Here is a 17277-nt window from a genome sequence, read left to right on the forward strand (position 1 = left end):
ATTGGATCCTTTCAACGCGATTCTGTCACTGAAATGATAATTTATTATAAATTCCATATTCTGTAAAAATGATTGACCGGCCCATGTCCCTTACCCACTTGCAGCTGATTGCCAGCCTTAAGTGCATTCCCTAGATAAGTCTTGGCCTCTCTGACCGCATCAGGAATTTCCATAACGGGAATCAAGGCTGTTATGGCAGAAGACAACGTGCATCCTGTCCCGTGATTATTATTTGTCAGCACTCTTTCATCCTCATAATCGAAAATTTCATTCTTATTACATAATACATCAAAACAGTTAAATCCCTCGAGATGTCCCCCTTTTAACAAAACCCAATGAGATCCAAATGAAAGTAATTTCTGTGCCTCCTCTTTCATTTCCAGCATTGTTATTGGATCATTTCTATTCAATAAAACACATGCCTCCGGGATATTCGGGGTAATAAGCGTGGCAAGAGGAAATAGTTCGTCCTTCAATGCATTAACTGCCGCATCATTGATCAAATGATCACCGCTTTTTGCCACCATGACAGGATCAATAACGACCTTGGCAACATTATATTCTCTCAGTTTATGGGCTACAATCCTGACAATAAGCTCATTGCCAAGCATTCCGATTTTGACAGCGTCAACATGGATATCCTGAAAAATCGCATCGATCTGATCTGCAACCATATTAGGATCCATAATCTGAAAAGATCTTACCCCTTGGGTATTTTGCGCAACAACCGCCGTTATAACTGACATTGCATAAGTTCCCAATGCGGAAAAAGTTTTGATATCAGCCTGGATTCCCGCCCCTCCACTTGGATCGGTTCCAGCAATTGTTAAAATATTTTTAATCATGTAGATCCCAATTTATGTCTAATATTTTATGATTATAGTTTTAATTCATTCTAGAGATATATTTTATCTTAAATCCAGAACATATAGTTTCAAACAATGCTATACTATCCTCGTAAAATAAGATTTTGCCTCAATTTCAATTGAGTTTGTCAAATGAATCCTGATATTTTATCTGATATGCCTCTATCTTACCGTAAAATAGTCCCGGTTCTTCTTCCTTACCCATTCAAGGAACCTTTTGATTATATAATTCCACACGACCTAAAAATAGAAAAAATCATTCCTGGTACCCTGGTTATTGTACCGCTCAATCAACGTAAGGAAATAGGGGTTGTCTGGCAAGATCACGTTCTATCAGGCAATTTGTCTTTATTATCCACCCCCAAAAAAGAAAAAAGAAAATTAAAAGAAATTATTTCCATTTTACCCATTCAGCCCTTACCGAGAGTTTTAATGCAATTCATTGATTGGATGGCAAATTACAATTTTACAGAATCAGGTTCCGTTCTGGCAATGGCAATCCGTAATATCAGAACTCTCACCGTTCCCTTAAAAAAAGAATATGGATGGATAAAAACTTCACCTTTGCCAACAAACTTGAAAATTACCGAAAAAAGAAAAAAAATTCTGGATTTCATGAATATTCCAGATCAAGCCTATACAACAAGGGAATTGACAGAAAATTTACATATAAAACCTTCGGTTATTTATGGACTGGAAAAATCAGGAGGCATTTTCAAACAACCCCTTACCAATTTTACGCAATTTTCAAAACCTGATCCCAATTTTCATCAACCTAGTCTTTCCGAAGAACAAACCAAAGCAACAACTTTTTTAAAGAAACAAGTCGATAAGAAAAAATTTTCTGTTACTTTACTGCAAGGCATTACCGGTTCAGGAAAAACAGAAGTTTATATGCAAGCCATAGCTTCCTGCATCGAACAGAATAAACAAGTTCTGGTTTTATTGCCAGAAATCGCTTTGTCAGCTCAATGGACCAATCGGTTTTACAAACGTTTTGGCGTAAATCCTGCACTATGGCATTCCGATCTAGGTTTGAAACACCGTAAACAAACCTGGATGGCTATATTAAAAAATGAAGTTTTCGTGTTAGTTGGCGCGAGATCCGCCCTATTTCTCCCTTTTTATGATCTGGGATTGATAATTGTGGACGAAGAACACGAATCTTCCTTCAAACAGGAGGAAGGTGTTATCTATAATGCCAGAGATATGGCCATTGTCAGGGCTAAACTATCCTCGTGTCCTATTATTTTGGTTTCCGCCACCCCTTCAATGGAAACCCTGATAAATGCGCATCAGGGAAAATATTTTCATCTCACCTTAACCAAACGACATGGTGGGGCTATCATGCCACGAACCGAACTGGTTGACATGAAAATACATCCACCAGAAAAAGGACATTTCCTGTCACCACCTCTTGTAAAGGCAACACAGGAAAAACTTGACAAAAACGAACAGGTCTTGTTTTTTTTGAACAGGCGCGGTTACGCCCCTTTAACTTTATGCCGTGCTTGTGGTTACCGTCTTGAATGTCCACATTGTTCAGCATGGTTGGTTGAGCATCGCTGCACTAGAAAACTGGTATGTCATCATTGCGATTATTCTATACCCGTTCCGCTGGAATGTCCCCATTGCAATACCAAGAATAGTCTAGTTCCCATTGGTCCTGGAATTGAACGCATTACCGAAGAGGCAAGCATTACCTTTCCTGACGCAAAAATCCTTGTCATGTCCAGTGACTGTTTAAACAGCCCCAAAATGACAGCCGAAGCCGTTCGCCGAATTATGCAAAAAGAAGTCAACCTTATTATCGGCACCCAAATTGTTGCCAAGGGATGGCATTTCCCTGATCTTACTCTTGTTGGGGTTATAGATGCCGATTTGGGATTAACCGGCGCAGATTTACGTGCGGCTGAAAAAACATTACAGTTATTGCATCAGGTCGGGGGTAGAGCCGGTCGAGCCAGATTTCCCGGTACAGTTATAATTCAAAGTTTTTTAACAGATCATCCCGTAATGGAGACGTTAATCAAAGGTGATTTCAATCAATTCATGATCGAAGAGGCACATGAGCGTAAAGCCGGATTTTGGCCTCCTTACGGTCGATTGGCCGCCATAATCGTAAGTGCGGATACAAATCAGGATGCTTTGGAAACAGCTCAAGAACTCGGTCTAAATGCGCCCAGCCGAGATGGAGTCATCGTTTTGGGACCTGCCCCAGCTCCCCTATCTCTGCTTCGTAACCGTTATAGACAGCGTTTATTGTTAAGAACACATAAATCCATCGCCATACAGCCGATCCTACATCAATGGTTGGATCCAATTAAACCCAAAAAAAACGTAAAAATAACTGTGGATATCGATCCAATATCGTTTTTGTAATATTGATTAAGATTTATAGTCTGAATATTTTCATAATTAGAATTCATATAAAATATTCTGTATGAAATCTTAATTAATCGCTCGCATCCAATGATGTTTTTATTTATTATGTTTTTTCGTTATTAATTTATTTGTACTGATCAGGAGATCCCATGCCTAACTCCCCTACAATTCATTCTGATTCTCTTACAGAAGGATTGATGGATTATTCAAAGGAACTTTTAATCGTCACACATAACGGACGTTTTCATATTGACGATGTTTTCGCCTTTACAACCTTATTTCTTGCATTGGATTTAGAAAATAGACCCTTTCGGCTGGAAAGAACACGTAACCCTGAAATCATTGAAAAAGCTGATATTGTTTTTGATGTTGGGGGAATTTTTGATGGCAAGCGTTATTTTGACCATCACCAGATTGGTGCTCCTGAAAGAGATATCAAACAGACACCCAAAAACATGGAAGGAACTATTCCCTATAGTTCTGCTGGTCTTATATGGACCGCTTTTGGCTTGGATGTCATTAAAAAACTAGCCCCTGACCTGGATGAGAAATCACATCGTGTTGCGCATAGTGTAATTGAAAAAGCGCTAGTCATTCCCATAGATGCAATCGATAATGGAAAAATGCAACCTGAAAACGGATTAAATTTTTCATCAATCATAAATATTTTCAATCCTGCGTGGGATTGCGACGACCCGTCAAACCAGCTGGAACGTTTTTTTGAGGCAAGTAAAATCGTTCAAACTGTTTTGATTTATCAACTTAATATTGAATTTGCTCGTAACAGAGCCATCAGCTGTTGTGAAGAAGCATACAAGAACAGCCCCGATAACCGTATTTTGATGTTGCCTCGCTGGATGCCACATATATATCCGATTTTTGCCAATGCTTGGAATACACAACTGGTAATTTACCCTGCAGAAAATGAATGGCGTGTCGGAACAGTTCCGATCCGTATGCACGGAAACGATCGACGTAGATTGTTTCCTGCCAGCTGGGGAGGATTAGAAGGTGAAAACCTAGAAAAAGAAACAGGAATTCTGGGGGCGAAATTCGTTCACAAGGGATTGTTCATAGCTGTTGCCACATCAAAAGAGGCAGCAATTGCACTTGCGCACAAAACCCTGGAATAATTTATAGAAAACTATAATTAAGGATTAGAATTCGTGTTAATCCTTAATCTTGTCTAATCTAATTTACAGGTGAATACCCAAGCATAAATATTTGATTTCAAGATAATCATCTATACCATATTTGGAACCTTCCCTTCCAAGACCTGATGCCTTTATTCCGCCAAAAGGTGCCATTTCATTTGAGATCAAACCAGTATTAATTCCCACAATCCCGTATTCCAAGGCTTCTGATACACGTGTTATTCTTGAAATATCATTGGCATAAAAATAGGATGCCAAACCAAATTCCGTATCATTGGCCAGATTAATAACCTCTTCTTCAGTTTCAAAGCGATATACAGGCGCCAAAGGTCCAAAAGTTTCCTCTTTCGAAACCAGTGCATTAAATGGTACATTCGATAAAATTGTCGGCTCGAAAAAACATCCCTCAAGAGCTTCACCACCCATGACAACAGTTGCGCCTTTATTTACAGCATCATCAATATGTTCTTTCACCTTTTTCAAGGCATTTCGATCAATCAAGGGACCAATGGTTACATCTTTATTCAATCCATTGCCAACCTTGAGTTTGGTAACGGCATGTTTAAATTTTTCAATAAATTGATCATAAACTGAATCATGAACATAAAATCGATTTGCACAGACACAAGTTTGACCCGCATTTCGATATTTGGACATCATTGCCCCTTCCACCGCCGCATCAATATCTGCATCTTCAAAAACGATAAAGGGTGCATTCCCCCCCAATTCCATTGATAATTTTTTTACCGTACCAGCTGATTCCTGTATTAATTGAGCGCCAATTTCTGTTGATCCTGTAAAGGTTAGTTTACGAACAATTGGATTAGAGGTCAACTCTCCACCAATTTCCCCTGAGGATCCTGTAATGATATTGAAAACCCCTGGCGGTAATCCAGCTTCTTCAGCAAGCACACCCAGGGCCAAGGCAGAGTAAGGGGTCATACTTGCGGGTTTAAGTACCATTGAACATCCAACTGCCAATGCTGGACCAGCCTTGCGGGTAATCATCGCGTTGGGAAAATTCCAGGGGGTAATTGCTGCTGTAACCCCAATTGGTTGTTTAATAACCGAAATCCGTTTATTTGCCATGTGTCCGGGAATAGTATCGCCATAAACCCTTTTTGCCTCTTCGGCAAACCATTCCAGATAAGACGCGCCATATTGAATTTCCCCCTTAGCCTCCGCCAAGGGTTTCCCCTGTTCAAGTGTGAGAATTAATGCAAGATCATCCTTGTTTTCTTCCATTAATTCATACCAACGACGCAAAATGACAGATCGCTCTTTTGCGGTTTTTTTTCGCCACGCAATCTGGGCGGTTTGTGCGGCATTGATAGCCTTTTTTGTTTCGTTACCACCCATTTTCGGAACAGTTCCAATAATTTCATCAGTTGCAGGATTGACAACCTGAATTACTTGACCATTATCTGCATTCAACCATTGACCATCAATGAAACATTGCTGTTTGAACAATGACTTGTTTTTTAAATCGTCAAGACTTTTTTGAACCATGCCTGTTGCTTTCTATCATATGGAATAATTAATGTTATTGAGATTATAACAAAGCGAATTCTATTTTGTTATAATTTACATTATCATAACAAAGAATTGTTTTTGATTTATATTATATAATAGATCCATATTAAAATTTTACTGAAAACAACTTGCATAACAATCTATTTTGCTGTTGTATATTTTGTAACAAAATTACTTAAAACTAAAGATAAAAGAAAGATAAGAAAATGAATTCCGGAAAACAATTTCCGATTAAATTCTCCCAAAATCCAAACAGCCTGTCAAAAAAGGAACGTGAGGCAATTTTAAAAAAACCTGGTTTTGGGCAAAAATTCACAGACCATATGTTGATAATTCATTATAATGATGAAAAGAAATGGCATGATGCGGAAATCAAAGCTTACGGACCAATTAGTTTAGATCCTGCCGTTTGCGTTTTTCATTATGCACAAGAAATATTCGAAGGCATGAAGGCCTATAAGGCAAATGATGGTCGTATTCTTTTATTCAGACCCGAAGCCAACGCCAAACGTTTTGCCAATTCGGCCAAAAGGCTTGCCATGGCCCAACTTCCTGAATCAATCTATTTACAAGCCATTAATGAATTTGTTAAAGCGGAAAAGAACTGGATCCCAGACCAGGAGATAGGTTCTCTATATCTCCGTCCTTTCATGATTGCCAGTAAACCTTATCTTGGTGTTAAACCTTCCCCGGAATATCTATTTATGCTGATTGCCTCGCCAGCCGGTTCCTATTTTTCCAAAGATGCGCAATCTGTATCAGTATGGGTTTCTGAATTCTATACAAGGGCGGCCCCCGGTGGAACTGGAGAGGTTAAATGTGGTGGAAATTATGCCGCCAGCCTTGCCGCCCAACAGGAAGCTACAAAAAATCAGTGTGACCAACTTATTTTTCTTGATTCTGTAGAGCATAAATGGATTGAGGAAATGGGAGGGATGAATATCTTTTTTGTATTCAAAGATGGAACTTTACTAACCCCCCCCTTAAGTGGAACCATTCTACCTGGGATAACCCGTGATTCTCTTATTACCTTAGCAAAAGATAAAGGACTGACCGTTAAACAGGAAAAATATTCAATCCATCAATTGATTGACGATATTCAATCAAAAAAAATCTCTGAAATCTTTGCCTGTGGCACTGCAGCTGTCATTACACCTATTGGAAAAATAAAAAACTCAAAAGGCGAATATATTATAAATGAAGGTAAATCAGGAAAAATTACCCAAGAACTTCGTAAAAGTTTGATTGACATTCAATTCGGAAATGTCATTGATCCCTATCAATGGGTAAAAGTAGTAAAATAAAAACTTTTTGTTTTTCTTATCTTTAATAACCATTTTCCAAACTAAATATATATATTTTAGGGAAAATGGTTTTCATTTTTCTGAAAATCCAAATTTAGCCTGGCTTATACAATAATTAAACTTACTTAACATGGATGGCAAACCAAGCAAATCAACAATATTTACGGGTTGTTGACCATATTCAACAACAACCAAATCTGCATAAGATAATTTTTGCAACAAATAGTTGAAATCCCTTAAATTCAAACGATTCATCAACATATTCTTATCCATCGCTTTCATCGTGAACAAAAAATGTTCCTTATTAATTGTCAAGGCTATATTTTTATTTTTACCTGGAATTTGCTTACCTTTTGAATCCCATAAAATCAAACCAACATTATTTGCATCCCTTTCAAACCCAAGAACCAGATCATTTGAAAGAACATGACATGAATCAATTTGCTGTTTCATATGTGAATAATGAAACGCTGTCCAATTTCCTTCATGTCCATCCAGATGATATGTTTGTTCCGCAGCTTTCACTTGCAAGCAAAATAAAAATAAACTGTAAACTAAAAATAAATAATTACGAAACATCATCTTGATTATCGTTTAAATATACCTGTGGACTGATGACCATTTTCGTCTATATATGTACATCTTGCTTCGCGATCATTCAATCTTGTACAAACATTTTTACCACTGATAAGATGAAAATCTCCCTGACAGTCCTCTGGTTGATTCAGTACAAGCTGTTCGCCCTGAAACCCGGCATATAAAGGTCCCTGACATGTCCCACCATCTCGCCTTGTTAAAACCTGATGACCCGCCGCGTTCGGATTAAAACACAAAGACCAGTTTGTTACAGGTTGATGAGAATTGAAAAATAAACCGTGCGTATATAATTCTAGATGTGTTGTCAAATGCCAACATCCCTTTAACATTGTCGTGTCTTTTTTGTTCCAGGATTCTTTTGGAAGATCAACCTTGTTATTAGATTTAACATCTGTTTTTGGTGGAACAGTTGAATTTACGGGAGGTTTTGGAACATTTTTTTTCTGCAAAGTGTCTATATCAGGTAAATTCGAATTATCTTTCAAGGATGGTATTTCAGGTAATTGTTCAGGAGGTGGTAAAGGGTCAATTTTTGTTGGATCAATAGGTACCAAGGGTTTTACCGAAGGAATTCGACATTGATTTTGTAAAATATTCCACTGTTCAAGCAACTTATTTCGTTCATCCGCCAATTGATCCTGACGTTTTTTGTCATTCATTACATGCCTGACTTTATTTTCCGAAGGATAAATGATTTCACATTTTTTTCCATTTAAATCTTCATCCGTCCAAAATATTGACGTCAATAAACCTAATGCAAAAGCACTCAATGCTGTAATCCAAGGAAATCTGTTCCAAAAAAACAAATGATTTCTCTTTTTTCTCACAACACCCATCAATGGATCATAGGTTTTCTGGTCACATGAAAAACCCCATGCAGTGATTACAGGTTTTCCATCAACGGCATACAAAAAATCCAAGCCAGGAAATTGACGGCATTGATTGAAAAATCTTGAAAGCGTGAGACCAGGATAATGTTGAGTTATTTCCTCAATATCCAGCAAAATTGAACGTGTTGCCTGTAATAATTTTTGCTGCTGATTTTGATCAAGTTCTTTCCATGAAAAACTTGTTTGTCCCTCCGCATTCCAACGAACGATATCGTTATTGAATTCTGGCTGAGCAAAAATTCTTGCGTGATCCGCATCACTATAGGTTAATATTTCATTATATATCTGATGATAAAAATTCTGTTGCCGATTAAAAAGAGGTTTTAACCGATTGATTTTTTGTCGACTTAATACCAAAACCATCAGGTTCATTCCTTATTGACCAAAGAATGAAGATCATTTTGTTTTTTTAGTATCACGCCAACAACAAGCAATGTCAAAAAAAACAACACCAAAGGTAAAAGCCAATAATAACGACAATAATTTATTGATATGATTCCTTTCCACCATGGCAATATCATCAATAATAGTAAAATGAGACCACTTGTTATCCATGGCCAAAAATTTTTGTTCTCAATGCGATTATTAAATGGTGAAACTGGAGGAGGAAGAATTGTCATAACTTTCATATTCCTCTCCTTTCCCTTGGCGGACAAAACTTCCTTTTTTGAATAAGGCTGATTTGATTCATGTCCCCATTCCAATATAGCTGGTCCATGAGGGGTTGCGATTATGAATTCGTCATTGGGAAATTGTAATGCATCCAAAAGAAGCTTGCCTCTTTGCTTTTGCAATGAATCTGGAGAGTTTATCAAACACTGAGCGTATTTTTTCCCTTTTTCGATATAATCATACGCCTCTTTTAAATTCTCCTCTTTTGATAAATGTTTGACAGGGAGATTTTGGCTGTCGACAGGCAAATACCAATCAACCTCTCCTCGTCCCCGATCCAATTGAGGTTCAAGCAATAAAGCGGCACATTCAGGACCGACATTCTTCTTCAAAAGATCATACAGAATATGCCAGTTTTCCAATATCAACTGACCATTCATTCCAAGGGGTTTTGCCTTATTGAAATTGGTTGTAACAATCGGTCTTCCTGGAATAAATTGCAATTTCATTTTGAATTATCCTTTTTAGATTCAATAGGATCAGAAGATGATTGATTATTATCCTGCTCGGATTTGTCAGATTTAAATGCGGGCTTGTCAGTCGATTGGTCTTGTTTTTCAACCGGTTCAGGCTGGCAGGCTCCCGATTGAACCTGGATAGGTAGATTTGAGGATTGTAAAACTCTAACAATCATGTCGGATTTTTGGGCATAATTACCATGAGAGGATGTATACTGATCCATCGTTACAAACGTGTTTACTCCAACTACCCTTCCACAAAGATCAACCAGTGGACCTCCAGAATTACCCGGAGAAACCATTGCGCTATGAGGCATTATTTTTTCTCCATTATGATTATTCTGAATTCCGTTAATCTGTCCCTTGGTCAATATAACACCAGGAATTGCTTGTAGATCACCCTTCATCAGTCTTTGCATCGCATCATCCTGGCTTATCATGATTCCCGGATAACCTGCAGCGACAACATCCTGTAAGGGTCGTGCATCTAATGAAAAACTCAGAGGTTGTTGCGGTGGCGCATTTTCAACCTTAAGAATTGCCAAGTCCAGTCCTCCATTTTCTATAGTCTGACTTACAGAAACAACATGAGCAAGTTTCAATTGTCCCAAGGATTTATTGGTAACCATTACAGAATTGTTCTTGGCATTTTCAACCACATGTCGATTAGTCACGATTGTGTCGGATGTGACGAAAAATCCTGTACCCGAAGCGGCAGATACATCATCGTCCTTTAACACCATTATAAAAACAGTACTTTTTTCAAGCAGTTCCGGTAAACTACCTTCAAAAATTTTTCCGGTTGAAGTCATTGGTGTAAATGGATGTTCTAAACTTTTATTTAATGATGGATCTGCACGAGATTCCCTTATGTTACAGGGTGGATTTTTTAACCTATCCTTCAAAATCTTAATTTCTGTTTCCAGATCATGATTGGATTTCTCTATTTGCGGATATTGTTTAACAAGATTATGAGCTTCCCGAACTGTAATTCCATTAATTTTGATTGGATGTTCAGCAAATATTATTCGCCAACCCAACAATAAACCTATAAAAAAAAACAAAATCGCTGCTATTAATCGAGATAAAACAAATTGATTCTTGAAATTTGTCAAAAACCGAAAACGTGATAATATTTTAGGATTTACCGTAGAATTTTCTCGTGATTTAATAGATGGCTTTATTTGTCCATTAACCTTTTTTTCATCAGAGAAATGTGAAATGACGTCTTTTGCAGGTTTGGGCTCAGATGAAAATTGAAACAAGGATGGTAAATATATTCCTGAATTTTTATTGTCCTGAAAAGAATTTCCTCCCCAATTCTTAATAATTATCTTATCCCTGCTTGTAAGAATATCCCTAAAATCCGTAATATGTAAAACAGCTTCAACAATTTTTCCGCTCGAACTGTCCCTGGATATATTTTCAAACAAATTTTTAAATGAAATAGCCATTTTCTGATAAATTTGCTGCTTTTGCGGCCCAGTTATTATTTTTGGTTCTTCAAAGGTATCCACATACCAGGAAATCAATAACGTATCTTTATTTTGATTTTCTGTAACAACAGGTTCAGCCAATTGTATATCTGGACAATACTGAGAAAAAATTTTGATGATCAAATCGTATTTTTCATATATAATTTGATCATTAATAGTCATTATTTCTGATTTTTTTAGATTCTGTTTGTCAAGAAGAAATAATGTCATATTTGCTCGCAAATTTTATGAAATATCTTTTAAACTTAATGATAATAATCCAATGTTATATTCTTGCCAAGTATGGCATAGCAAAGCCAAGCTTTGAGTCCCGTATAACAAGCAATTATCAATAAAATAAAATCAGGCAAAACTTGCCAAAACTATTCATTTTTAAAGACAAAAAACAAAAAATAATTTAAGATAATTGAAAAAATCAAATTAGGATTTTTAAATAAACCTTTTTACCAAATTATATTATAATAATTTCAAATGTAAAAAAATAACGGAATGATTTTCCAAATCGGATACACCAATGCTAACTATCAAAAATTATTTGAATTTGAATATCATTATCGGAATTACATTGGCATTAATCCCCTTATCTGCTCATGCAAAAAATGACAAGTCTTTGACAACAATGGAAATTCGGACTTTACAGACAAGGGAATTCCCGAATTTATCTTCTTCTCAAGCCTATCAAATTGCTTTGTCTACCTTTCAGGATCTTGGATTTATTATTACAGAAACTTCACCTGCCATGGGGCTTATCGCTGCCAACCAGACTCACCCTGATTTAAATCAGGTTATTTTGGCAACTTTAACTTTAAGTTCAAAAAATGATTCTGTTCATACAATCATTGCACGCCTATCCTTAAGTGCCTATCCACTTTATAATGGTGAAGAAGGTGCAAATTTAAACGGTGGTCCTCCAAGACAATCTGAAATCATTCGATCCCCTGTAACATATCAACAGTTTTTTGATGCCTTTTCCTATTCACTATCCCTTCATCAAAATTACACATCTCGATGAAAATGACACTTAAATTTTTTCTTTGCATATTAGGGTTGTCATGTTTCTCACTGACAGCTTGTTCAAACAATAATGAATCTATGCTTCCCGCCACTCAAAAACGTGTAAATGAAACGCGTACATTCGAGGCACCTAATCAAGATATTTTGTTGAAAACCATTATTACAACACTGCAGGATCAAGGTTTTAATATTGTAAAAGTCAATTTGGACAGTTCCGAGGTAACGGCACAACAAAACAGCAATATAATTTTGAGTGTAATGACATATCCCATTGATAGAAATAAATTTGCTGTAAGAGTCAATGGACAAATTTACAATAATTTCAGCGCTTCCTCAACCGGATATGAAAATATAGTAGACCCTGTTTTTTATCAAAAGAATTTTTTTGAACCACTATCCCGATCACTATTCTTGCAAAATCAACCATTTTAATCTTACTGTAAATAATGGCTTTTCTATTTAATTATGGACAAACATCATGCGCTTTCTCAAATATATGATTATTCCCACCACAGTTTTACTCATGGCTGGTTGTGAATCAGCATCAAAACAGACCCAAGATGCTCAGACGGCTCAAAATACAGATGCCCATCTGACTCTTGGAACCATTGAAAGCCAACTTCATAAAGGTATGAGTAATGCCTCGGTTGTTGAAATTTTTGGGCCACCCAATATTGTAACTTCCGATGATCAACATCAGGAAGTATGGGTGTATGATCGAATTTCAACCATGCGTACACATTCCAGTTCGGGAGGATGGGCAACCATTGTTATCCTCGGGTTGGGAAACAAAGCCAATACATCCAGCACGTCACAACGAACACTCACCTTGATTGTTAAATTTGACCATAATCAAAAAGTTAGAGATTATTCTTATAGATATAGCAATTTCTAGGAATGCAAACATTTTCTCGTATATATATTTCTATATCCCTTTGGGGCCAAATCTTCATTGGGATCATGGTTTTATTAAATCCGCTTCAAACTGTTTTGGCAAAACCGCAACAGACTCTTGCACTAAGGGCTGTTCAGAGTCGATCATTTGAAACTACGGATCAGCAAAAAATGATCCAGGCCATTTCATCTACGCTGCAAGACATGGGATATATCATTGTGAGATCAAATGATCAGATCGGTTTTGTCACGGCAACTCATTTTACAGATGACATAATTGAAATTACCGTTACGACACAACCCAATAAAGATCATATTATCGTCAGGGCTATGGCTCGTATGAATAACTTGCCATTGGACAAAAACCCTGAATTCTATCAAAATTTTTTTAATCAGTTATCTCAAGCCACATTCTTGAACGCCAACGCCATTTATTAGAGATCAGGATAAATTACGTGACAACGTATCAAAAAATTCCTGATAAACTTGGGGTGACGTTACGGGATATTGATTGTAGCGCAAAGCTATACGAACTGTCGTACCATGGTTCACCATTGATATTAACATTATATTTGCCTGCATAATATGTCCGTTTTCCAGACGTATGACTTCAATCAGATGGCTTAGATCATCCACCCTGACAATTTGAAAATCCAGACTGACCAGTGTTTTAATTACGGCTTGATTAACCCTATTTATATCTGACTGATCAAATTGCCGCATTTGCATATTACGAAGCTGACCTGTCGGTAAATCAGTTAATCTCAGGCTTGTTGGTATGGAATTCCCATTACATCCTGCCAACAATAAAACCACGACCACAGAAAATAAATGAAAAATTTTCATTAGGATTGAGCCTGTAAATAAATTGCTTTTGACAAAGCATCAAAGAAATTCTGATAAATTTTTGGATCCCGGACTAACCAGATTTCACCGACATGTCCGTCATTGTAAAAATCACGCATTTCAATTGAAACATGAATTTGAAATCCTTTTTTATTATTTTCCAAAGGCAAAAGCACAACAGAAACAGAACTGTTTTTCTTGGCAACATATAAACTATTTTGTCCACCAGCCAGTTCAAACGGTCCCAGCTGAATTGCCAAATTTCCACCCGCCCACGGTTTTTGATGAAAATGAGTGATCGGAATTCCAAAAAAACTCAAAGGCTGACCAATATCATATGTCTGGTCTGCATATAAGGTGCCAACCCCCGCATTCACCTCTCTTATAACATAATGCTGATCTTGGACAACATTCATTACAGCACGCATAAGCTCTGATCTATCAGTTATATCGAAATCCCTGCTTTGCATCGAAAAACGAGCGACCCTGTCTGAGGTTAACCTCATACTATTTTGAGGAGGTGTATCAGAAGTTGAACATGCACTTAAAAAAATTAAGATGACAACCAAACTGTCTAGACAATAAGAAATTAGGTTTTTCTTATCCATATTCACATAATCCGTCTTGACTTCTGAAATCTTGAAACGAATTTCCAATATTTAAAAGCCTATATTTAATAACTGTAACAAATATTGTAATCATAAAATATACAGTTTCATTCTACATTAATATTTTCCCATATTAAAATAAACAAGATATATTTGTTTGGATCGTTTCGTTATAAATTCTTTACCGTTTTACCATGGATTCTTTATGAGTGATAAATCAAACTTCAGGGCAGGTTCAATCTAAAGGGTAACTCCTAGCAATAAGCAGGGAAGTTTTCCTTTAAAAATTGATTCTGATTCAGTCATTGGTTCCAAAAATACTTTTTTTACTTAATTAACCCACTCTTTTGCCAGAATCCCTCTTGGAAAAACATGTTTGTGCCATTATTAATTTACCTTTCAACCATCAGGGATCAACTGCATTCGACACGATAGTGCTTTGTATGCCTGATTCCAAAAGTTATTACATTCCTATTCAGCCAGATTACTCAATTCCAAATGGAGGTTCTTTATTTTAATGGCTACCAAATATATGACCGTTTCCTGGGATCAATTACACAAAGATGCCCGTATATTATCTGAACGCTTGAGCAATTTTAATTTCAGAGGAATTATCGCGATAACACGTGGCGGGTTAATTCCCGCGGGAATTATTGCACGTGAATTGGAACTTCGTTTGATTGATACAATATCAGTTGTCACTTATGATGAGGAAAAAAGAGGTGAATTAAATATCATTAAAAATCCCTCCATTACCGAAGATGGTAATGGTTTTCTAATTATTGATGACCTTGTTGATTCGGGAATTACTGCCAAAGCTATTCGTAAGTTGTTACCAAAAGCTTATTTTGCCTGCCTTTATGCCAAACCTGCCGGCAAGGAATATACTGACCAATTTATCATGGAAGTTCAACAGGATATGTGGATCCTATTCCCATGGGATATGGCCCCCGCCTTTGCACCCCCTCTTATCAAATCCCAAAAAAAATAAAAAAAAAGCATATTTTATAAAAAAATAACTTGCCTTATAGCGCAGAACAGGATAGCTATAAGGCCATTCGGGGTGTGGCGCAGCCTGGCTAGCGCGCTTGTTTTGGGTACAAGAGGCCCCCGGTTCGAATCCGGGCTCCCCGACCATTAATAAAGACCTTGGGTTAAAATCCTTGGGTATTTTTTAATAAGCAAAAGAGGTTTTCATGACGCGGGCGCGAATTTATAAATGCCCTCAAAAGGCTACACAATCTGGTAAAATTCGCAGTCATAGATGGATTCTTGATTATGGACAAGCCTCCCCTCGATCACACGATTCCTTAACTGGATGGGTAGGATGTAGTGAGACACAAACTGAAGTGAAACTCAGTTTCCCTACAAAAGATCAAGCAATTCAATATGCAGAAAAGAATTCTATTGCTTATGATTTGGAAGAACCAGGTAGTCATCATTATGTTGTCAAAAATTATGAAGATAATTTTCACAACAATCGGAAAATGAACTGGACTCACTGAAATTATATTTTGCGCCCTTAGCTCAGCTGGATAGAGCAACAGCCTTCTAAGCTGTGGGCCGCTGGTTCGAATCCAGCAGGGCGCATTTCCAATTTTTCGCAAAACTGTTTAATCATTTTTCATAGATGGCAAATTCCAAACCTGTTGTTTCTGATGATAAACAACTTTAGGTAATAATACATAAATTGGATGATAATCAGGATTAAGCCATCTAAGAATTTGTGTCATATCCTTTTCATCCATTGCTGTACAACCTGAAGTCACCGCATTCGCATTTTTTCTTAAATGTGCAAAGATACAGCTTCCATAATGAGGAATATTCTTCTCATTATGTTCAATGACAAAACCTAATTTATAAAGTTGGTCCCCTTTAAAATGAATATCCCTACGCATAGGTTCAGACAAAATAAATTTTTCTTTTAAAGAAAAATTTTGTTTATCAATAATTTGATTGTATTGAGACGATGTAGGATCATCAATACAGTAGTCATATTGTGTCATGACATGGTAAGGATAATTTATAGAAAGATTATTCCTATAACCAAATGCAAAGCCTATTTTGAATATTCCAACAGGACTGCGCTTATCACCCTCTTTTTTGTACAGACCTTCTTGGATAAATGGATGCAATCCCCTGCCCCAAGCCAATCCTTGACTACCTAGAGATACAGAAACACCATTTCCTTTTTTGTGCCATTTTGAATGCAAATATTCAAATCTGTATAATTTTCCCCTATTACTATACCATCCATCAGTTATAACAACGATCATTTGCTGTTTTTTTTGCCAGTGATACAAAATTGATTTTTGTGTATGATTACAACCTGAAAAAAATAAACAACCTATTAATGGAATGATTTTTTTTGAAAATAAATGAAACAAATTTTTCAATATCCATTTTTGATGAAAACCATATTCTCCAACAGAATCGAAAACAATTTTTACTATAAAAATACAATAATAACGTATCACCAAATATACGATTCATTAAGCTCCCACTTTTAATAAGTATCTCAAATAATATGTAATATTTTCAATTATTTCCCTAAGGTAAA

The 17277-nt window shown here is 36.7% G+C and carries 18 protein-coding genes and 2 tRNA genes; 11 read left to right on the top strand and 9 right to left on the bottom strand.

What is annotated here, in order from left to right; translation table 11 throughout:
- Positions 1 to 44: 44 nt before the first annotated feature.
- The gene (thiD, locus tag GN303_RS04960; RefSeq protein ID WP_110438077.1) at positions 45 to 845 is read right to left on the bottom strand and encodes a bifunctional hydroxymethylpyrimidine kinase/phosphomethylpyrimidine kinase; all 801 of its coding nucleotides are present in this window, start codon (positions 843 to 845) and stop codon (positions 45 to 47) included.
- 153 nt (positions 846 to 998) lie between these two features.
- Between thiD and GN303_RS04965 the strand changes: the two genes are divergently transcribed.
- Entirely contained in the window at positions 999 to 3248 is a 2250-nt protein-coding gene (locus GN303_RS04965) for a primosomal protein N' (protein WP_110438078.1), read from the top strand.
- Positions 3249 to 3400: 152 nt separating this feature from the next.
- A complete protein-coding gene (locus tag GN303_RS04970) occupies positions 3401 to 4384 on the top strand; it encodes an MYG1 family protein (protein WP_110438079.1) in 984 nt (327 codons plus the stop codon).
- A 63-nt stretch (positions 4385 to 4447) separates the two neighbouring features.
- On the opposite strand, the gene gabD is transcribed toward GN303_RS04970, so the two are convergent.
- Positions 4448 to 5914 carry an NADP-dependent succinate-semialdehyde dehydrogenase gene (gene gabD, locus GN303_RS04975; protein ID WP_110438080.1) on the bottom strand — a complete coding sequence of 489 codons (1467 nt, stop codon included), beginning with the start codon at positions 5912 to 5914 and terminating at the stop codon, positions 4448 to 4450.
- A gap of 230 nt (positions 5915 to 6144) precedes the next feature.
- Here gabD and GN303_RS04980 point away from each other — a divergent pair, with 230 nt between their 5' ends.
- On the top strand, positions 6145 to 7242 hold the full coding sequence (locus GN303_RS04980) for a branched-chain amino acid aminotransferase (RefSeq protein ID WP_110438081.1): 1098 nt from the start codon (positions 6145 to 6147) through the stop codon (positions 7240 to 7242).
- A 72-nt stretch (positions 7243 to 7314) separates the two neighbouring features.
- Here GN303_RS04980 and GN303_RS04985 read toward each other — a convergent pair whose 3' ends face one another.
- The 4 genes from GN303_RS04985 to GN303_RS05000 are packed head-to-tail and all read right to left on the bottom strand — an operon-like array spanning position 7315 to position 11565.
- Complete coding sequence (locus tag GN303_RS04985; RefSeq protein ID WP_110438082.1) at positions 7315 to 7824, bottom strand: hypothetical protein; 510 nt, start codon at positions 7822 to 7824, stop codon at positions 7315 to 7317.
- 5 nt (positions 7825 to 7829) lie between these two features.
- The gene (locus GN303_RS04990) at positions 7830 to 9092 is read right to left on the bottom strand and encodes a hypothetical protein (protein WP_110438083.1); all 1263 of its coding nucleotides are present in this window, start codon (positions 9090 to 9092) and stop codon (positions 7830 to 7832) included.
- Between the two features lie 5 nt (positions 9093 to 9097).
- Positions 9098 to 9850 carry a hypothetical protein gene (locus GN303_RS04995; RefSeq protein WP_110438084.1) on the bottom strand — a complete coding sequence of 251 codons (753 nt, stop codon included), beginning with the start codon at positions 9848 to 9850 and terminating at the stop codon, positions 9098 to 9100.
- Positions 9847 to 11565, bottom strand: a complete 1719-nt coding sequence (locus GN303_RS05000; protein WP_110438085.1) for a S1 family peptidase — start codon at positions 11563 to 11565, stop codon at positions 9847 to 9849. The genes GN303_RS04995 and GN303_RS05000 overlap by 4 nt, the downstream gene beginning before the upstream one ends.
- Before the next feature lie 304 nt (positions 11566 to 11869).
- Here GN303_RS05000 and GN303_RS05005 point away from each other — a divergent pair, with 304 nt between their 5' ends.
- The 4 genes from GN303_RS05005 to GN303_RS05020 all read left to right on the top strand — a co-directional run bounded on the left by GN303_RS05005 (position 11870) and on the right by GN303_RS05020 (position 13701).
- Positions 11870 to 12367, top strand: coding sequence for a hypothetical protein (locus tag GN303_RS05005; RefSeq protein ID WP_110438086.1), 498 nt, complete (start codon positions 11870 to 11872; stop codon positions 12365 to 12367).
- A 2-nt stretch (positions 12368 to 12369) separates the two neighbouring features.
- Positions 12370 to 12801, top strand: coding sequence for a hypothetical protein (locus tag GN303_RS05010; protein ID WP_146206639.1), 432 nt, complete (start codon positions 12370 to 12372; stop codon positions 12799 to 12801).
- 46 nt (positions 12802 to 12847) lie between these two features.
- Complete coding sequence (locus tag GN303_RS05015) at positions 12848 to 13264, top strand: outer membrane protein assembly factor BamE (protein ID WP_110438088.1); 417 nt, start codon at positions 12848 to 12850, stop codon at positions 13262 to 13264.
- A 65-nt stretch (positions 13265 to 13329) separates the two neighbouring features.
- The gene (locus GN303_RS05020; protein WP_146206640.1) at positions 13330 to 13701 is read left to right on the top strand and encodes a DUF1499 domain-containing protein; all 372 of its coding nucleotides are present in this window, start codon (positions 13330 to 13332) and stop codon (positions 13699 to 13701) included.
- Between the two features lie 3 nt (positions 13702 to 13704).
- On the opposite strand, the gene GN303_RS05025 is transcribed toward GN303_RS05020, so the two are convergent.
- Both GN303_RS05025 and GN303_RS05030 read right to left on the bottom strand, forming a co-directional pair.
- Positions 13705 to 14109, bottom strand: a complete 405-nt coding sequence (locus GN303_RS05025; RefSeq protein ID WP_110438090.1) for a hypothetical protein — start codon at positions 14107 to 14109, stop codon at positions 13705 to 13707.
- A complete protein-coding gene (locus tag GN303_RS05030) occupies positions 14109 to 14717 on the bottom strand; it encodes a hypothetical protein (RefSeq protein WP_197037441.1) in 609 nt (202 codons plus the stop codon). Before GN303_RS05030 ends, GN303_RS05025 begins: the two co-directional genes overlap by 1 nt.
- A gap of 517 nt (positions 14718 to 15234) precedes the next feature.
- Between GN303_RS05030 and gpt the strand changes: the two genes are divergently transcribed.
- From gpt to GN303_RS05050, 4 genes are all read left to right on the top strand, one after another.
- On the top strand, positions 15235 to 15708 hold the full coding sequence (gene gpt, locus GN303_RS05035; RefSeq protein ID WP_110438092.1) for a xanthine phosphoribosyltransferase: 474 nt from the start codon (positions 15235 to 15237) through the stop codon (positions 15706 to 15708).
- A 68-nt stretch (positions 15709 to 15776) separates the two neighbouring features.
- A tRNA-Pro gene (locus GN303_RS05040) sits at positions 15777 to 15854 on the top strand.
- Positions 15855 to 15913: 59 nt separating this feature from the next.
- A complete protein-coding gene (locus GN303_RS05045) occupies positions 15914 to 16222 on the top strand; it encodes an NADH dehydrogenase ubiquinone Fe-S protein 4 (protein ID WP_110438093.1) in 309 nt (102 codons plus the stop codon).
- Between the two features lie 11 nt (positions 16223 to 16233).
- A tRNA-Arg gene (locus GN303_RS05050) sits at positions 16234 to 16307 on the top strand.
- Positions 16308 to 16330: 23 nt separating this feature from the next.
- Here the strand turns inward: GN303_RS05050 and GN303_RS05055 are convergent.
- Complete coding sequence (locus tag GN303_RS05055) at positions 16331 to 17194, bottom strand: L,D-transpeptidase family protein (protein WP_110438094.1); 864 nt, start codon at positions 17192 to 17194, stop codon at positions 16331 to 16333.
- Between the last annotated feature and the right edge of the window lie 83 nt (positions 17195 to 17277).

The sequence above is a fragment of the Commensalibacter melissae genome, assembly GCF_009734185.1.
Lineage (GTDB): Bacteria > Pseudomonadota > Alphaproteobacteria > Acetobacterales > Acetobacteraceae > Commensalibacter > Commensalibacter melissae.